16 protein-coding genes are annotated in these 16,145 nt (G+C 69.7%); 10 read left to right on the plus strand and 6 right to left on the minus strand.

Translation table 11 applies throughout. The features are described from left to right. The first annotated feature begins 53 nt into the window (after positions 1-53). The 5 genes from AC1HFW_RS18255 (at position 54) to AC1HFW_RS18275 (ending at position 5,231) form a co-directional block, all read left to right on the plus strand. A complete protein-coding gene (locus AC1HFW_RS18255; RefSeq protein ID WP_479284732.1) occupies positions 54-986 on the plus strand; it encodes a cobalamin-binding protein in 933 nt (310 codons plus the stop codon). A 254-nt stretch (positions 987-1,240) separates the two neighbouring features. Continuing rightward, positions 1,241-2,050 carry a thiazole synthase gene (locus tag AC1HFW_RS18260; RefSeq protein ID WP_006392638.1) on the plus strand — a complete coding sequence of 270 codons (810 nt, stop codon included), beginning with the start codon at positions 1,241-1,243 and terminating at the stop codon, positions 2,048-2,050. Beyond that, positions 2,047-2,889: a bifunctional hydroxymethylpyrimidine kinase/phosphomethylpyrimidine kinase gene (gene thiD, locus AC1HFW_RS18265; RefSeq protein ID WP_006392637.1), complete on the plus strand. Its 843-nt coding sequence runs from the start codon at positions 2,047-2,049 to the stop codon at positions 2,887-2,889. Before AC1HFW_RS18260 ends, thiD begins: the two co-directional genes overlap by 4 nt. 225 nt (positions 2,890-3,114) lie before the next feature. Further along, complete coding sequence (locus AC1HFW_RS18270; protein ID WP_006386870.1) at positions 3,115-3,795, plus strand: protein-L-isoaspartate O-methyltransferase family protein; 681 nt, start codon at positions 3,115-3,117, stop codon at positions 3,793-3,795. 104 nt (positions 3,796-3,899) lie between these two features. Beyond that, positions 3,900-5,231 (plus strand): TolC family outer membrane protein, encoded by a 1,332-nt coding sequence (locus AC1HFW_RS18275; RefSeq protein WP_035359935.1) that lies wholly within the window; start codon positions 3,900-3,902, stop codon positions 5,229-5,231. A gap of 12 nt (positions 5,232-5,243) precedes the next feature. Here the strand turns inward: AC1HFW_RS18275 and AC1HFW_RS18280 are convergent, their stop codons facing one another. From AC1HFW_RS18280 to ubiE, 6 genes are all read right to left on the minus strand, one after another. Then, complete coding sequence (locus AC1HFW_RS18280; RefSeq protein ID WP_006392635.1) at positions 5,244-5,732, minus strand: adenylyltransferase/cytidyltransferase family protein; 489 nt, start codon at positions 5,730-5,732, stop codon at positions 5,244-5,246. Positions 5,733-5,821: 89 nt separating this feature from the next. Next, positions 5,822-6,700: a ferritin family protein gene (locus tag AC1HFW_RS18285; RefSeq protein ID WP_006392634.1), complete on the minus strand. Its 879-nt coding sequence runs from the start codon at positions 6,698-6,700 to the stop codon at positions 5,822-5,824. A 182-nt stretch (positions 6,701-6,882) separates the two neighbouring features. Continuing rightward, complete coding sequence (gene ubiB, locus AC1HFW_RS18290) at positions 6,883-8,436, minus strand: ubiquinone biosynthesis regulatory protein kinase UbiB (protein WP_061072580.1); 1,554 nt, start codon at positions 8,434-8,436, stop codon at positions 6,883-6,885. A gap of 3 nt (positions 8,437-8,439) precedes the next feature. Beyond that, on the minus strand, positions 8,440-9,078 hold the full coding sequence (locus tag AC1HFW_RS18295; protein WP_006392632.1) for a ubiquinone biosynthesis accessory factor UbiJ: 639 nt from the start codon (positions 9,076-9,078) through the stop codon (positions 8,440-8,442). A 195-nt stretch (positions 9,079-9,273) separates the two neighbouring features. Then, on the minus strand, positions 9,274-10,278 hold the full coding sequence (locus tag AC1HFW_RS18300) for a Tim44 domain-containing protein (protein WP_061072581.1): 1,005 nt from the start codon (positions 10,276-10,278) through the stop codon (positions 9,274-9,276). A 180-nt stretch (positions 10,279-10,458) separates the two neighbouring features. Next, complete coding sequence (ubiE, locus tag AC1HFW_RS18305) at positions 10,459-11,235, minus strand: bifunctional demethylmenaquinone methyltransferase/2-methoxy-6-polyprenyl-1,4-benzoquinol methylase UbiE (protein ID WP_006392629.1); 777 nt, start codon at positions 11,233-11,235, stop codon at positions 10,459-10,461. Between the two features lie 161 nt (positions 11,236-11,396). Between ubiE and phoB the strand changes: the two genes are divergently transcribed. The 5 genes from phoB to AC1HFW_RS18330 all read left to right on the plus strand — a co-directional run bounded on the left by phoB (position 11,397) and on the right by AC1HFW_RS18330 (position 16,140). After that, a complete protein-coding gene (gene phoB / locus AC1HFW_RS18310; RefSeq protein WP_006386862.1) occupies positions 11,397-12,095 on the plus strand; it encodes a phosphate regulon transcriptional regulator PhoB in 699 nt (232 codons plus the stop codon). Between the two features lie 12 nt (positions 12,096-12,107). Then, the gene (gene phoR, locus AC1HFW_RS18315; protein WP_006392628.1) at positions 12,108-13,415 is read left to right on the plus strand and encodes a phosphate regulon sensor histidine kinase PhoR; all 1,308 of its coding nucleotides are present in this window, start codon (positions 12,108-12,110) and stop codon (positions 13,413-13,415) included. A 64-nt stretch (positions 13,416-13,479) separates the two neighbouring features. Further along, entirely contained in the window at positions 13,480-14,166 is a 687-nt protein-coding gene (locus AC1HFW_RS18320; protein ID WP_006392627.1) for a heavy metal response regulator transcription factor, read from the plus strand. Further along, the gene (locus AC1HFW_RS18325; protein ID WP_479284738.1) at positions 14,163-15,563 is read left to right on the plus strand and encodes a heavy metal sensor histidine kinase; all 1,401 of its coding nucleotides are present in this window, start codon (positions 14,163-14,165) and stop codon (positions 15,561-15,563) included. Before AC1HFW_RS18320 ends, AC1HFW_RS18325 begins: the two co-directional genes overlap by 4 nt. A gap of 73 nt (positions 15,564-15,636) precedes the next feature. Beyond that, positions 15,637-16,140, plus strand: a complete 504-nt coding sequence (locus AC1HFW_RS18330; protein ID WP_035361194.1) for a cupredoxin domain-containing protein — start codon at positions 15,637-15,639, stop codon at positions 16,138-16,140. Positions 16,141-16,145: the final 5 nt, after the last annotated feature.

The following is a 16,145-nucleotide window of genomic DNA, read 5'->3' on the forward strand; positions in this document are numbered from 1 at the left end:
CGGCGATCCGATATAGTCGGCGTTCCTCCACGCCGACCGTATCGAGCCACCGCATGACGTTCGTCCGCGCCCTTCCGTTCGCCGTCCTGGGGCTGCTGTCCGCCCCGGGCCCGGCGGCGGCCGACGCCTCGGCCAAGACGCCAGCCGTGACCGCGGTCGAAACCCCCGCCGCGATCCACGCGCGCGACGATCGCGGCCGCGACGTGACCCTGGCCGCCCCGGCGCGGCGCGCGGTCACCCTGGCGCCGCACGCCACCGAGCTGGTCTACGCGGCCGGCGCCGGCGCCTACCTGGTGGCCACCATCCGCGGCAGCGACTATCCGCCCGCCGCCCGCGCCCTGCCGGTCATCGGCGACGGCACCCAACCCGATCCCGAACGCGTGGCCGCCACCCGGCCCGACCTGGTCATCGCCTGGCAGCCGTCCGCCGCCGCGCCGCTGGCGCGCGTGATGGAAAAGCTGGGCGTGGCGGTCTACTACAGCGATCCGCAGACGCTGGCGGCCATTCCCGACGCGGTCGAGCGCCTGGGCGTGCTGTTCGGCACCGAGGCGCAGGCCGGCCCCGCCGCCCGGGCCCTGCGCGCGCGGCTCGACGCGCTGGCCGCGCGCTACGCCGGCCGCGCGCCGGTGCGGGTCTTCGTGCAGGCGGGCCTGGACCCCATCTACACCCTGAACCACGCCAGCATCGTCAGCGACGCGCTGCGCCTGTGCGGCGGCGTCAACGTGTTCGGCGACGCCCCCGTGGTGGCGCCGCAGGTCGGCCTGGAAAGCGTGCTGGCGGCGCGCCCCGACGCGGTGCTGGCCGGCGTCTCCGCGCCCGCCGACACCGCCCGCAACCTGGCCGCCTGGCGCGCCATGGGCCTGCCCGCCGCGCGGGCCGGCCACGTCTACGGCATCGACGCCGACGCGCTCTACCGCCCCGGCCCGCGCCTGGTCGACGCGGCCGAACAGCTGTGCGCGGACCTGGACCGGCTGCGCCAGCCCTAGGCGTCCCGACAGGCGCGCTCTTCCCCCTCTCCACCGCGGCCGTCCGGGATACCCCTGTCCGCGACCCGGTCATTCGCGCGCCCCATGGCTGCGCGGCAAGCGCGATTTCTGGAACGCCGCGGCCGCGCCGCGCGGGCTGACACGCCGCCCCGTGCTTTATGATTCGGCTAACCGTGATCAACCCGTTGATCCGCCCGATGATCAGCCAGCCCCCGCGGGTCCCGCAGCGCGCGCCCGCTCTTTGACACACCGCCATGACCACTCAAGACACTCTCACCATCGCCGGCCGCGCCTACTCGTCGCGCCTGCTCGTTGGCACCGGCAAGTACAAGGATTTCGACCAGACCCGCGCCGCGCTGGACGCCAGCGGCACGGAGATCGTCACGGTCGCCATCCGCCGCACCAACATCGGCCAGAACCCGGGCGAGCCCAACCTGCTCGACTACGTGCCGATGTCCAAGTTCACGCTGCTGCCCAACACCGCCGGCTGCTACTCGGCCGACGACGCCGTGCGCACGCTGCGCCTGGCGCGCGAATTGCTGGACGGCCACGCCCTGGTCAAGCTGGAAGTGCTGGGCGACCCGCACACGCTGTTCCCCAACATGCCCGAAACCCTCAAGGCCACCAAGACGCTGGTGGATGAGGGCTTCCAGGTCATGGTCTATTGCACCGACGATCCCATCCAGTGCCGCATGCTCGAAGACATGGGCGCCGTGGCCGTGATGCCGCTGGCCTCGCTGATCGGCTCCGGCATGGGCATCCTGAACCCCTGGAACCTGCGCCTGATCATCGACCAGGCCCGCGTGCCGGTGGTGGTGGACGCCGGCGTGGGCACCGCCTCGGACGCCGCCATCGCCATGGAACTGGGCTGCGACGCCGTGCTGATGAACACCGCCATCGCCGCCGCGCGCGATCCGGTGCTGATGGCCAGCGCCATGAAGAAGGGCGTCGAAGCCGGCCGCGAGGCCTTCCTGGCCGGCCGCATGCCCAAGAAGCTCTACAGCGGCGCGCCCAGCTCGCCCACCGAAGGCCTGATCACCGCCGCCCCCGGCGCCGCCAAATGAGCAGCCGCCAAGCGGCCGCCAGCGGCCGTCCCATCCCCAACGCGCTGACCATCGCCGGCGTCGACCCGTCCGGCGGCGCCGGCATCCTGGCCGACGTCAAGGCCATGAGCGCCCTGGGCGCCTACGGCTGCGCCGTCATCGCCGCGCTCACCGCCCAGAACACCCAGGGCGTCACCGGCATCTCGCCGGTGCCGCCGGCCTTCGTCGGCCAGCAGATCGACACGCTGTTCGCCGACGTGCGCATCGACGCCGTCAAGATCGGCATGCTGGGCCAGCAGCCGGTGATCCAGGTGGTGGCCGAGAAGCTGGCCAAGTGGAATCCGGCCCACGTGGTGCTGGACCCGGTCATGGTGGCCAAGAGCGGCGACCTGCTGCTCGAGCGCGACGCGGTCGGCGCCATGCGCGAAGCCATGCTGCCGCAGGCCACGCTGCTGACCCCCAACCTGCCCGAGGCCGGCGTGCTGCTGGAAGAGCGCCCGGTGGAGACGGTCAAGGAAATGCGGCGCGTGGCCGAGCGCCTGCGCAACAAGATGGCGCACTCGGGCCAGCGCTGGGTGATGGTCAAGGGCGGCCACCTGCCCGGCAACGACACCATCGACCTGCTGCACGATGGCGACCGCATGATCGAACTGCCCGGCCACCGCATCGAGACCGCCAACACCCACGGCACCGGCTGCACCCTGTCGGCCGCCCTGGCCGCCCTGCTGCCGCAGGTGGAGGACGTGCCCGAGGCCGCTCGCCGCGCCAAGGCCTACCTGACCGAAGCGATCCGCCACGCCGAGCGCCTGTCGGTCGGCTCCGGCCACGGCCCGGTGCACCACTTCCACGCCTGGTGGTGACGCCCGGCGGGCGGGATCCGGTCGCGGCCGGCCACCCGCCCCCCTGGCACCGCCATCGCGGCGGCGGCCCTGCCATTCCCGGGAAAGCCCCTCATCGCGTCCGAAATCGCAGGGCCGCCGGCGCCGTTTCCCCCGCTGTAACCAGCCGCTCCGCCCGCCGGCGTCACAGGACGCTACGAATCGGTACAATGGTCAGCTGATTCCTCCGCTTTTTTTCAGACCGTCATGAACGCTTCGACCCTGCCCGACGTAGAACAAGCCCGCTTCAACATGGTGGAACAGCAGATCCGCCCGTGGGACGTCCTGGACGCCAACGTGCTGCAAGCGCTGTTCGATGTGCGCCGCGAACAGTTCGTTCCGCCGGCCCTGCGCGCCCTGGCGTTTTCCGACCTGGAACTGCCGCTGGAAATCAACGCGGTCAACACCCGCCAGACCATGCTCGCCCCCAAGGTCGAAGCCCGCCTGGCCCAGGAACTGCAACTGAGCAAGTCCGACTGTGTGCTGGAGATCGGCACCGGCTCCGGCTACCAGGCCGCGCTGCTGGGCTACCTGGCGCAGCAGGTCACCTCGGTCGAGATCGACAGCCGCCTGGTCACGTTCGCGCAGCAGAACCTGCAGATGAACAACGTCACCAACGTCAAGGTCGAGACCGGCGACGGCCGCAACGGCTGGGGTTCCACCGAATACGACGCGATCCTGGTGACCGGCTCGGTGCCGGTCGTGCCGGACGCGCTCAAGTACCAATTGCGCGTCGGCGGCCGCCTGGTCGTCGTCGTCGGCCAGGCCCCCGTCATGACGGCCTGTCGCATCACCCGCACCACCGCCGCCAGCTTCGAGACCGTCAATCTGTTCGAAACGGTCATCAAGCCCCTGCGCGGCGCCACGGTGTCGCAGTTCAAGTTCTGAGTCCCCCCGGCGGCGGCCACGCGGCCCCGCCATGGCGGCCCGCCTGCGCGGGCCGGCAACCGGACCCCGACTCCCTGGAGCAACACCCCACCCCCTGACAGATCATGCGCGTCCGACTGCTTACGGCTTTACTGGTTTTTACCTCCGCCGCAAGTGTCGGCCCGTCTGTCGCGTGCGCGCAGAATCTGTTGCAGGTGTGGCAGTCCGCCCTCGGCAACGACCCCATCTATGCCTCGGCCCGCGCCAACTACCGCGCCGGCCTGGAAAAGGAACCGCAGGCGCGCGCCCTGCTGCTGCCCGAAGTCTCGGCCGGCGTCGGCGGCGCCTACCAGGAAACCCGCAGCACCCGCGGCCTGAACATGGCCTACAGCGGCGGCCGCGGCGTCTGGGACCTGGCGCTGACCCAGCCGCTGTTCGACTGGGGCCGCTGGCAGAACTACGAACAGTCCAAGCTCATCGTCGCCGACGTCGAAGTGCAGTTGCAGCAGGCCTACCAGGACCTGCTGCTGCGCGTGGCCGACGCCTATTTCAACGTGCTGTACGCCCAGGACACCCTGGCCGCGACCGAGGCCGAGAAAGCCGCCGTGGCCGGCCAGCTGGAGTCCGCCAAGCGCAATTTCGAGCTGGGCAACGCCACCATCACCGACACCTACGAGGCGCAGGCGCGCTACGACCTGGTGGTGGCGCAGGAACTGCGCCTGCAGAACGACCTGGACGTGCGCCGCGACGAGCTGGCCAAGATCATCGGCGGCCCGCCCGGCGCGCTGGCCGAGCTGCCGCAGGGCGTGCAGCTGCCCGCCCCGCAACCGGCCCGCGTGGCCGACTGGAGCAACCAGGCCGAATCGTCCAGCCTGGACGTCTTGCGCGCCCAGCTGCTGACCCGCATCGCCGGGCGCCAGATCCAGATCGCCAAGAGCGGCCACTACCCCACCCTGAACCTGCGCGCCACCAGCGGCAGCGCCAGCGACGCGGTGATGCGCAACGCCGCGCCGGGCAAGCCGATCGACAGCACCATCGGCGTGGTGCTGTCGATTCCGTTGTATTCGGGCGGCGGGGTGTCCTCGCAGGTCACCGAGAAGGTGCAGCTGGAACAGAAGGCCCGCTACGACTTCGAGGCGGCGCGGCGCCAGGCGGTGCAGGCCGCGCGCCAGTACTACACCGGCGTCACCAGCGGCCTGGCGCGCATCCAGGCGCTCGAGGCCGGCGAGAAATCCAGCCGCGCCGCGGTCGAGGCCAACCGCACCGGCTACGAAGTGGGCGTGCGCATCAACCTGGACGTGCTCAATGCCCAGCAGCAGCTCTATGCCACCCAGCGCGACCTGGCGCTGGCGCGCTACAGCACGGTGCTGTCGGGGCTGCGCCTGAAGGCCACCAGCGGCATCCTGGCCGAGTCCGACCTGGACGCCATCAACCGGCTGCTGCGCGAGCCGCGCTGACCGCCGGCGCGGTCAGTTGCCCTGGATCTTCTTGACCAGCGCCGTGGTCGAGCGCTCGAACTCGAACGGGATCGCCACCGCGCGGCCGCCCCAGGTCTTGACCAGGGCGGTCTCGGGCAGCTTTTCCATGTCGTAGTCGCCGCCCTTGACGATCAGATCCGGCTTGAGCTGGCCGATCAGGGCCTCGGGCGTGTCCTCGTGGAACGAGGTGACCACCGTGACGAAGCCCAGCGCCGCCAGCAGCGCGGCGCGGTCTTCCATGCGGTTCAGGGGACGTTCGGCGCCCTTGCCCAGGCGGCGCACCGATTCATCGGTGTTGACCGCCACGACCAGCGTGGCGCCCAGCTGGGCGGCCTGGTCCAGGTAGGTAGCGTGGCCTCGATGCAGGATGTCGAAGACGCCATTGGTGAACACCAGCGGCCGCGGCAGGCGGCCGGCGGCAACGGCGGCGACGCAGTCGTCGCGGGACAGGACTTTGGATTCGAAACGGGCGGCTGGCATGCCGCGATTGTACGACGGCGGCCGCGGCCGGCGTCATCGGTCAGCGGGCGCGCCCGGTCGGGGCCGGGGCGCGCCGCCCTCCCGCCGGATCAGGCGCCGGCCAGGATGATTTCCTTTTCCTTGGGCACGACCAGCGCAGTCATTTCCTTGCGGTAGCGGTTCAGGTCCTTGACCGTCTCGAAGCTGCGATCCATCAGCTTGGACAGGATGTGCAGGATGCGGGTGGCGACCTTCTGTTCCCAGATGCCGTCGAAGCGGATCTGGCTGTCCAGCCAGTGCTCCAGCCAGCCCGGCTCGGGCAGGCGCGACTGCACCGTGTCGTTGGGGAACAGGTCCTTGTTGACGTGCAGGTTGGTCGGGTGCAGCGCCTGCTGGGTGCGGCCGGCCGAGGCCATCAGCACGCCGATCTTGGAGAACGCCAGGCGCGCCTGGACGCTGGTGTCCTCGCCGCGGTTGTGCAGCGCGCGGCGCATGTATTGCAGGTAGGCGCCGGCATGGCGGGCCTCGTCCTGCGCCACGGTCTTGTAGATCGACTTGATGACCGGCTCGGTGTGCCATTCGGCGGCGCGGCGGTACCAGTGGTTCAGGCGCACTTCGCCGCAGAAGTGCAGCATCAGCGTTTCCAGCTCGGGCGCGACGTCGAATTCGAAGCGCACGTTGTGCAGCTCTTCTTCCGTGGGCACCAGGTCGGGACGGAAGCGGCGCAGGTACTCGATCAGCACCAGGGAATGCTTCTGTTCTTCGAAGAACCACACCGACATGAACGCGCAGAAATCGCTGTCGCCGCGATTGTCGCGCAGGAACATCTCGGTGGCCGGCAACGCGGCCCACTCGGTGATGGCATTCATCTTGATCGTGTGCGCCTGCTCGTCCGAGAGCTTGCTGCGATCAAAATCGCCCCAGGGAATATCGTGCGCCATGTTCCAGCGCACCGCTTCCATGGTCTTGAAGAGTTCAGGATAAAGCATGTTCTGCCCTTGTTTTCGTCCCGCTAGTGGGGCTATAGAAATTGATGAATGGCGCACGCGCTTGCCGGCGTGACGCTGCATTGGCCGCCGCAGCGCTATTTTTCGCCGTCTCCCGCGAAGCTATGATGACCGTTTCATGAATGAAACATGACAGGAGGATCGCACTTACACCATCGCGCCGCCTATCGGGTCAATGCCCACAACGCCACCCCGATACCCAGGGCCAGCACGCCAACCAGCGCCGCGATCAGCCGGTTGCTCTGTTCCTGGGCCCGCCGCAACTGCACCATCTCGGCCAGCAGGGCCGGCGAGACGTTCGGGCGATTCAGGTGGTCGTGGACCAGCCTGGGAAGCGCCGGCAGCATTTGCGACCACTGCGCGGCTTCTTTTTCCAGGCTCTGCCGCAAACCCTTGATCCCGACGCGCTGGCGCATCCAGCGTTCCAGGTAGGGCTTGGCGGTCTTCCAGAGATCCAGGTTGGGGTCGAGCTGCCGCCCCAGGCCTTCGACGTTCAGCAACGTCTTCTGCAGCAGCACCAGCTGTGGCTGGATCTCCACATTGAACCGGCGCGAGGTCTGGAACAGGCGCAACAGCACCTGGCCCAGCGAAATCTCGGACAACGGCCGGTCAAAATACGGTTCGCAGACGGCGCGCACCGCGCCCTCCAGCTCTTCCTCGCGGGTGTCGGGCGGCACCCAGCCCGACTCGATGTGCAACTGCGCCACGCGGCGGTAGTCGCGGTGGAAGAAGGCCAGGAAGTTCTGCGCCAGGTAGTTCTTGTCGAATTCCGACAGCGAGCCGACGATGCCGAAATCCAGGGCGATGTAGCTGCCCAGCGTCTCGGGCCGGTCGGACACGTAGATGTTGCCCGGGTGCATGTCGGCGTGGAAGAAGCCGTCCGTGAACACCTGGGTGAAGAAGATCTCGACGCCGGTGCGCGCCAGCGTCGGAATGTCGATGCCGGCGGCGCGCATGCGCTCGACCTGGCCCACCGGCACGCCATACATGCGCTGCATGGTGAAGACCGTGGACGCGGTGTATTCCCAGATGACCTCGGGCACCATCAGCATGTCGCCGCGGCCGGACTCCGGGCCGAAGTTGCGGCGCAGCTGGCTGCAGTTGGAGGCCTCGCGCACCAGGTCCAGTTCGTCGTGCAGGTACTTGTCGAACTCGGCCACCACCTCGCGCGGCTTGAGCCGGCGGCCATCGGCGCCCAGGCGCTCGATGATGCGGGCCACGATCTTGAGCAGCGACAGGTCTTTCTCGATGATGCTGAGCATGCCCGGACGCAGCACCTTGACCGCCACCTCGCGGCCATCGTGCAGCACCGCGAAGTGCACCTGGGCAATCGACGCCGACGCCACCGGGTCGACCTGGAACTGCGCGAACAGCTTTTCGGGCGGCGCGCCCAGCGCGGCCTCGATGCAGGCGGCGGCCTGGGCCGACGGGAACGGCGGCACGCGGTCCTGCAGCAGCGCCAGTTCGTTGGCGATGTCGGCGGGGATGAGGTCGCGGCGGGTCGACAGCACCTGGCCGAACTTCACGAAGATCGGGCCCAGCGATTCCAATGCCAGGCGCAGCCGCAGGCCGCGCGGCTTGCGCGGCCGGGTGCCCAGGCGGATGACGCGCAGCAGGCAGGTGGCCAGCGGATGGTTCAGGCTGGACAGCACCAGCTCGTCCAGACCGTAGCGCAGCGAAACCAGGATGATGCGAAGCAGGCGCAGCAAGGGGAACATGGGTCAGGCGCCTCGCTTGCCGGCGGCCGTGGCCAGCCGCGATTGCAGGGCGGCGGCCGAGCGCGCCACCGCGTCGGCGCGGGCGTTCAGCTCGGCCAGGTCCAGGCGCCACTGCTCCAGCGCCGGGCGGCCCAGCAGCATGCCGCTTTCTTCGGCCAGGTATTCGGACACGTTCTCGGCCATGCGCTGGCCGGCCTGGCGCGCGCCGCCGGCGGCCGCGCGCAGCCCGCCAACGATGCGCAGCGCGGGAATGTCGCCCACCAGCCGCGCCAGGCTGTCTTCCGGGTCCCAGCGCAACTGCTTGGACAGGTCCGCCACCACCTGCGCCAGCGCGGCGTCGCCGGAGATGTGCGTGGCCTCGGCAAAATCGGGCGCCTCGCCGCCCGCGCCCAGGCGCGGCAGCGGCAGCTTCTCGGGCGCCACCGTCAGGGTCACGTCGGGCACCACCGCCGCATCGGCCTGGGCCGCCAGGCCCTCGCTGTCGATGGTCAGGCCCAGGGTGAAGCCGCCCAGCGCAAAACGCACGGTCTTGCCGGCGTGGCGGGCCAGGCGTTCGCGCGCCCAGTCTTCACGCTTCAACAGGGTGTTGAGCGCGCCGACGGCCAGCCGTGCAGGAGTGGGCAGAAACGAAAAAGGCAACATGACGGTCCGCGGCCCCGCGAAACGGGGATGACGAAGTTGATGGGTAAATCGGGAGTGTAACGGGTTGGATGCGGGTGTGTTCCGGACAGTCTGGACGCGGTTTGCGCCCGCGCATGGAAAAACCGGCCCTGAGGGGCCGGTTGTGGCGGACGGCCGCAAGGCCGCCGCGATAGCAGGAGGATGGCGCCAGCCGGATCAGCTGGCGAATTCCACCGGGATCTGCTGGATGCCGGCCAGCAGCCAGCCGCCGTTGGCGGGCTTGAACAGGTTCCAGACCTCCTCGAAGCGGAAGGCTTCGGCGCCCGGCGCTTCGCGCAGCATGCCCGAGAAGCGCACGCTGGCCAGGTGGCCGTCGGACACCGTCTCGATGCCCAGCAGCTCGGCGTTCAACAGGACCACTTCGGTCTTGTTGGGGGCCGCGCCACGCTCGGCCAGTTGCGGCTTGAGCTCGGTGATGAGGTCGTCGGTCAGGTAGTCGCGCAGGCGGTCGGTGCTGCCGCTGTCCCACACGGCCTGGATGCGCACGAACTGGTCCTTGGCCTGCTTCAGGAAGTTGGGCGTGTCGAAATCACCCGGCACGAACCAGTTGTTGTCGTCGCCCGCCTTGGGCGTCGCGGCAACCGGGGCCGCTGCGACGGCGGCGGCGATGGGCGCCGCGGCCGGCGCGGCCGGCTTCAGCGTTTCACGCCACATGGGCTGCTGCTGCGGCTCGCCCGACGCGTTGTTGGCGCCGCCAAAGGCGCCCTGGGTGGCCGGACGCGGCGCGGCGCCACGCAGGCGGCGGATGATGAACATCACGCCGAACACGACCACGGCGATCAGCAGCGCGGACGACAGGAATTCGGCGAAGGCGCCCGACAGGCCCATGCTCGAGAGCAGGGCGGCGATGCCCAGGCCGGCGGCGATGCCGGCGATCGGGCCGAGCCAGCGCGACGCGCCGCTCTTGGCGGCGGCGCCCGCGGCGCCGGCCGTGGCGGCACCGGCGGCGGCCGGCGCCGCGGTGGCGCCCGCGGTGTTGTTGGCGGCGGCCGGCGGCGTGGTGGCCTGGCGTTGCTGGGTCACATTGGAGGATTGGCGGCCGACGCTGCTGCCACCGCCGGCGCGGCGGGCTTCGGCGTCAAACGACGCCGTCACCAACGCAGCGCCGGAAATGGCGATGAGCGCCGCGGCGACAAACCGCGAGAAACAGAATTTGGTCATGGATTTGCTCCCTCGTACCCGCGCTTCCCGCTGCCCCGAGCAGCGGAAAGCCGCACGGATCGTGCGGCCGTTCAGCGCGACTTTCTTACAATAATCTGAATGACGTAAGAATAACGGACAAGCCGTCGCCCCACAAGTTCCCCCGGAGGCGAAGAAAAGCCGTATCGGACCCCAGGACGTTCAGCCCAGGCGCACACCCTCATGCAGGGCGGCGATGCCGGCCGTCAGGTTGAAGTACTGCACCCGCTCCAGGCCGGCGGTGCGCAGCATGTCCGCCAGGGTGTCCTGGTCGGGGTGCATGCGGATGGATTCCGCCAGGTAGCGGTAGCTGGCTTCGTCCTTGGCCACGGTCTTGCCCAGCCAGGGCAGCACGTTGAAGGAATACCAGTCGTAGGCCGGCGCCAGCGGCTTGGCGATGCGGGAGAATTCCAGCACCAGCAGCTTGCCGCCCGGCTTGAGCACGCGGGTCATTTCGGCCAGCGCGCGGTCCTTGTGGGTCATGTTGCGCAGGCCGAAGGCCACGCTGACGCGGTCGAAATAGCCCGTCGGGAACGGCAGGCGCTCGGCGTCACAGACGGCCGTGGGCACCAGCAGGCCGGCGTCGGCCAGGCGGTCGCGGCCGACCCGCAGCATCGAGTCGTTGATGTCGGTCAGCCAGACCTCGCCGGTGGGGCCGGCGCGCTTGGCGAAAGCCTTGGCCAGGTCGCCGGTGCCGCCGGCGATGTCCAGCACCTTCATGCCCGGGCGGATGGCCGCGCGGCCAATGGTGAAGGCCTTCCAGACGCGGTGCAGGCCGGCCGACATGAAATCATTCATGATGTCGTAGCGCTGGGCCACGGAATGGAAGACTTCGGCGACTTTGCGGGCCTTGTCGTGTTCCGGCACCGATTGGAAGCCGAAATGCGTCGATTGGGAGGCGGAATCCGCGGAATGTTGCGATTCGGAGGGGTTTTGCATGGTGAATTCCCGATATATCGTCCAATGGTAGCCTATCGGGGCCGGCCAGACGCCGCCTGCGGGACCGAGAACCCGCGCTTTGGTCACATACCTGAAATATTGCGGCCATACTATCGCAATGTTCGCGCCGCGCCGGCGCTCCGAAGCGTGCCCTATTCGCCATGTCCAGCACCATCCTCGTCGTCGAAGACGAACCCGCAATCCAGGAACTGATCGCCGTCAACCTGTCCTTCGCCGGCCACAAAGTGCTGCGCGCCTTCGACGCCGACCAGGCCCAGACGCTGATCCGCGCCGAACTGCCCGACCTTATCCTGCTGGACTGGATGCTGCCCGGCACCTCCGGCCTGGCCATGGCGCGCAAGCTGCGCAACGACGAGCGCACCCGCGCCGTCCCGGTCATCATGCTGACCGCCAAGGGTTCCGAGCAGGACAAGGTCGACGGCCTCGAAGCCGGCGCCGACGACTACATCACCAAGCCCTTCTCGCCCAAGGAGCTGATGGCCCGCATCAAGGCCGTGCTGCGCCGCCGTGCGCCGCAGCTGACCGACGACGTGATCGACGTCGGCGGCCTCAAGCTGGACCCCGTCACGCACCGCCTGTCGGGCAACAGCCAGTCGCTGCAGATCGGCCCCACCGAATTCCGCCTGCTGCACTTCTTCATGACCCACCCGGAACGCGTGTTCTCGCGCTCGCAGCTGCTGGACCAGGTCTGGGGCGATCACGTCTTCGTCGAGGAACGCACGGTCGACGTGCACATCCGCCGCCTGCGCAAGGCGCTGGAACCCAGCGGCCACGACGCCCACGTGGAAACGGTGCGCGGCAGCGGCTACCGGTTTACGGCACAGGTCCCGGCGCGGTAAAACTCCCGCACGATGATCTGGCTGCGCACTCTTATCCTGGTCGCCCTGTGGGCGGCGGTCGCGCTATTGGCGCAATGGCTCATTGGGGATCCGGCGGGTTGGGTGCTGTTCAGCGCCGCGCTGGTCACCATGCTGCTGTGGCGTAGCTGGCGCCTGCACCTGGTTTCCCATTGGGCCAGGCACCCGGACACCTCTCCCCCCGCCTCGGTGGGCCCGTGGGACGACATCCTCGCCCCGCTCTACCGCTACACCCGGGCCCGCGCCCGCGAGCTGACCGAGACCCGCGACACCATGCAGGGCATGCTGGCGGCCGCCCAGGCGCTGCCGGACGGCGCGGTCACGCTCAATGAAGACTTCCAGATCGACTGGTGCAACCGCATGGCGCGCCAGCACCTGGGCCTGCGCCTGCCGGCCGACCGCGGCCACAACCTGCTGAACCTGCTGCGCGCGCCGGAATTCGTCGAATACGCCCACCGCGCCTCCTGGCCCGATCCGATCCTGGTGCGCCTGGGCCAGAACGGCCAGGAACGGCTGATGATGATGCAGCTGACGGCTTACGCCAGCAACCAGCGCCTGCTCATCACCCGCGACGTCACCCAGATCGAGCGCCTGGAAACCACGCGCCGCGACTTCGTCGCCAACGTCTCGCACGAACTGCGCACGCCGCTGACGGTGCTGGCCGGCTTCCTGGAAACGCTGCGCGACATGCCCGCCGACGCCCTGCCGCCCGAGCAACGCGCGCAGTACCTGGACATGATGCACGAGCAGGCCCAGCGCATGCAGGCCATCGTCGAGGACCTGCTGACGCTGTCGACGCTGGAATCGTCGCCGGGCAGCGACCCGCGCGCGGTCAACATGGGCGCGCTGCTGCAGAAAGCGCGCCAGCAGATCGAGGCCCTGTCGGGCGGACGCCACGTGCTCGAATGGCACATCGACGAGACCCTCGACGTGCTCGGCGCCGAGACCGAGCTGACCTCGGCCCTGTCGAACCTGCTGACCAACGCCGTGCGCTACACCCCCGACGGCGGCACCATCACCGTGCGCTGGGAACGCGAGCCCGACGGCGGCGGACGCTACAGCGTGCAGGACACCGGCATCGGCATTCCGGCCCGCCACATCCCGCGCCTGACCGAACGCTTCTACCGCGTCGACCGCGGCCGCTCGCGCGCCGTTGGCGGCACCGGCCTGGGGCTGGCGATCACCAAGCACATCGCCATGCGCCACGACGCCGAGCTGTTCATCACCAGCGAACCCGGCAAGGGCAGCCTGTTCGCGCTGCGCTTCCCGCCGGACCGCATCGCCGTCGACCCGTCCGCCTGAGGCGGCGTCACGCATCACGCGCCATCCGCGCCGCGATCGCGGCGCGGATGGTAAATTTCCGGCCATGCGCATCCTGGTCATCGAAGACGAACCCAAGCTGGCCGACTACCTCAAGAAGGGATTGTCGGAACAGAGCCATGTCGTCGACCTGGCGCGCGACGGCGTCAACGGCCTGCACCTGGCGCTGGAAGGCGCCTACGACCTGATCGTGCTGGACGTGATGCTGCCCGGCGTGGACGGCTTCGGCATCCTGGCCGCCGTGCGCGCCAACAAGGACACCCCGATCCTGATGCTGACCGCGCGCGACGCCGTCGAAGACCGCGTGCGCGGGCTGGAAGGCGGCGCCGACGACTACCTGGTCAAGCCCTTCGCCTTCTCCGAGCTGCTGGCGCGCGTGCAGGCCCTGCTGCGGCGCGGCCGCTCGCAGGAACCCACCGTGTTCCGCCTGGCCGACCTGGAACTGGACCTGGCGCGCCGCAAGGTCGCGCGCGGCGGCCGCCGCCTGGACCTGACCGCCAAGGAATTCAACCTGCTGGCCCTGCTGCTGCGGCGCCAGGGCCAGGTGCTGTCGCGCACCACCCTGGCCGAGCAGGTCTGGGACATGAACTTCGACAGCGACACCAACGTCATCGACGTGGCCGTGCGGCGCCTGCGCAGCAAGCTGGACGACCCGTTCGAGGCCAAGCTGCTGCACACCGTGCGCGGCATGGGCTACGTGCTCGAATCGCGGCCGGAGCCCGCGCGCGGATGAAACCGCCGCGCATGCGCTCGATGCAGGCGCGCCTGACCCTGCTGCTGGGCGTGATCGCCCTGCTGGTCTCCAGCCTGGCGGGCGCCACCCTGTTCTGGGCCCTCAAGCGCGAAGTCGAACGCCAGGAAATCACCGAGGTCAGCGGCAAGCTGGAACTCATCAACCACCTGATCGACATGCAGAACAACGCGCGCGGCCTGCACGACCTGGCCGCCACGTTCGACGACATGCGCACCGGCCAGAGCCAGCTCGGCATCTGGATCGTCGACGCCCAGGGCCATCCCGTCTACGGCGGCGATGCGCCCGAGACGCTGCAGACGCTGCCCGACCGCCAGGTGCTGCTGCAACTGGCCGACGGCAGCCGCATGCGCGGCCTGCGCGTCGCGGTCGACGACCGCATCCTGCCGGGCGCGCACCTGACGGTGGCGGTCAGCACCCGCACCAGCTCGCAGTTCCTGTACGCCTACGGCACCGCGCTGGCGCTGATCTGCGCACTGTGGGTCGGCGCCACCGTGGTGTTGGCGGCCTGGGCCGTGCGCCGCAGCATGGCGCCGACGCGCCGGCTGTCCGAACAGGCCGCCCGCATCCAGCCCGACAACCTGGCCGTGCGCCTGCCGCTGCGCGACACCGACCGCGAGCTGCACGAGCTGGTGCTGTCGTTCAACCGCACGCTGGAACGGCTGCAGGCCGCCTATCAGCAGATGGAAGGCTTCAACGCCGACGTCGCGCACGAGCTGCGCACGCCGCTGGCCACGCTGATCAACGGCACCCAGGTGACCCTGTCCAGCGGCCGCGACGCGGCCGAACTGCGCGACGTGCTCGAATCCAACCTGGAAACGCTGGAAGACCTGAAGACGCTGGTCAACGACATGCTGTTCCTGGCCCGCGCCGACCGCGGCGAACGCGCCGCCGACCTGGCGCCGGTGTCGCTGGCCGCCGAGGCCCGGCGCGTCGCCGACTTCTACGAGGCGGCGCTGGAAGACAGCGGCGTCACGCTGCGCTGCGACGGCGATGCCCTCATCGCCGCCAACCCCGGGCTGGTGCGGCGCGCGCTCGCGAACCTGATCTCCAACGCCATCAAGGCCACGCCGCGCGGCGGCGAGATCGTGCTGGCCTGCCAGCCTTTACCGGCCGGCGCGCGGGTCGAGGTGCGCAACCCCGGCGCGCCGATCCCGGCCGCCGACCTGCCGCGCATCTTCGACCGCTTCTTCCGCTCGGGCCAGGCGCGCGCGCCCCGCAGCGAAGGCCACGGGCTGGGCCTGGCGATCGTGCGCGCCATCGCCCGCATGCACGGCGGCGACGTCGACGCGGCTTCCGGCGCCGCCGGCACGGTGGTCGGCATCACCCTGCGCGGCAACCTGCCCGGGGCGCCGGCCGCCAACATTACAAAGAAGTAATCCAGGCGACAGAACCGGGTCACCCCGGTTTTTCTAAAGTGCCCGCATGGTCAACTCCCACGAAGGGATCAGCATGCAAGGCACTTTGCTCCGTATCACCCGAACCACGGCCCAGGCGGCCCTGGCCGTCCTGCTCGGCGCCGGCACCGCGTTCGCGGCCGGCAGCCACGGCGAACACGCCGGCCACGCCATGCCGATGGCCTCCGCCCCCATCGGCACGCCTGGCGACGCCGCCCGCGTCACCCGCACCATCGACATCGACATGACCGACGCCATGCGCTTCACGCCCGCCCAGGTGCAGGTCAAGGCCGGCGAAACGGTGCGCTTCAACGTGCGCAACTCGGGCCGCATCCGCCACGAGATGGTGCTGGGCTCCGACGCCGACCTGCAGGCCCACTACGCCATGATGATGAAGGACCCCGGCATGCGCCACGAAGAGGCCAACGCCGTGTCGCTGGACGGCGGCAAGAGCGGCCAGATCGTCTGGAAGTTCGACCGCGCCGGCAGCGTGTCCTTCGGCTGCCTGGAACCCGGCCACTACGCCGCCGGCATGAAGGGCGCGGTGTCGGTGCAGTAGCGCCG

The organism is Achromobacter sp. ISS7, assembly GCF_056523125.1.

Excerpts from the sequence above, each read along its gene's own strand:
- AC1HFW_RS18255 (WP_479284732.1), top strand. The coding sequence starts at position 54 with ATGACGTTCGTCCGCGCCCTTCCGTTCGCCGTCCTGGGGCTGCTGTCC.
- AC1HFW_RS18260 (WP_006392638.1), top strand. The coding sequence starts at position 1,241 with ATGACCACTCAAGACACTCTCACCATCGCCGGCCGCGCCTACTCGTCG.
- thiD (WP_006392637.1), top strand. The coding sequence starts at position 2,047 with ATGAGCAGCCGCCAAGCGGCCGCCAGCGGCCGTCCCATCCCCAACGCG.
- AC1HFW_RS18270 (WP_006386870.1), top strand. The coding sequence starts at position 3,115 with ATGAACGCTTCGACCCTGCCCGACGTAGAACAAGCCCGCTTCAACATG.
- AC1HFW_RS18275 (WP_035359935.1), top strand. The coding sequence starts at position 3,900 with ATGCGCGTCCGACTGCTTACGGCTTTACTGGTTTTTACCTCCGCCGCA.
- AC1HFW_RS18280 (WP_006392635.1), bottom strand. The coding sequence starts at position 5,732 with ATGCCAGCCGCCCGTTTCGAATCCAAAGTCCTGTCCCGCGACGACTGC.
- AC1HFW_RS18285 (WP_006392634.1), bottom strand. The coding sequence starts at position 6,700 with ATGCTTTATCCTGAACTCTTCAAGACCATGGAAGCGGTGCGCTGGAAC.
- ubiB (WP_061072580.1), bottom strand. The coding sequence starts at position 8,436 with ATGTTCCCCTTGCTGCGCCTGCTTCGCATCATCCTGGTTTCGCTGCGC.
- AC1HFW_RS18295 (WP_006392632.1), bottom strand. The coding sequence starts at position 9,078 with ATGTTGCCTTTTTCGTTTCTGCCCACTCCTGCACGGCTGGCCGTCGGC.
- AC1HFW_RS18300 (WP_061072581.1), bottom strand. The coding sequence starts at position 10,278 with ATGACCAAATTCTGTTTCTCGCGGTTTGTCGCCGCGGCGCTCATCGCC.
- ubiE (WP_006392629.1), bottom strand. The coding sequence starts at position 11,235 with ATGCAAAACCCCTCCGAATCGCAACATTCCGCGGATTCCGCCTCCCAA.
- phoB (WP_006386862.1), top strand. The coding sequence starts at position 11,397 with ATGTCCAGCACCATCCTCGTCGTCGAAGACGAACCCGCAATCCAGGAA.
- phoR (WP_006392628.1), top strand. The coding sequence starts at position 12,108 with ATGATCTGGCTGCGCACTCTTATCCTGGTCGCCCTGTGGGCGGCGGTC.
- AC1HFW_RS18320 (WP_006392627.1), top strand. The coding sequence starts at position 13,480 with ATGCGCATCCTGGTCATCGAAGACGAACCCAAGCTGGCCGACTACCTC.
- AC1HFW_RS18325 (WP_479284738.1), top strand. The coding sequence starts at position 14,163 with ATGAAACCGCCGCGCATGCGCTCGATGCAGGCGCGCCTGACCCTGCTG.
- AC1HFW_RS18330 (WP_035361194.1), top strand. The coding sequence starts at position 15,637 with ATGCAAGGCACTTTGCTCCGTATCACCCGAACCACGGCCCAGGCGGCC.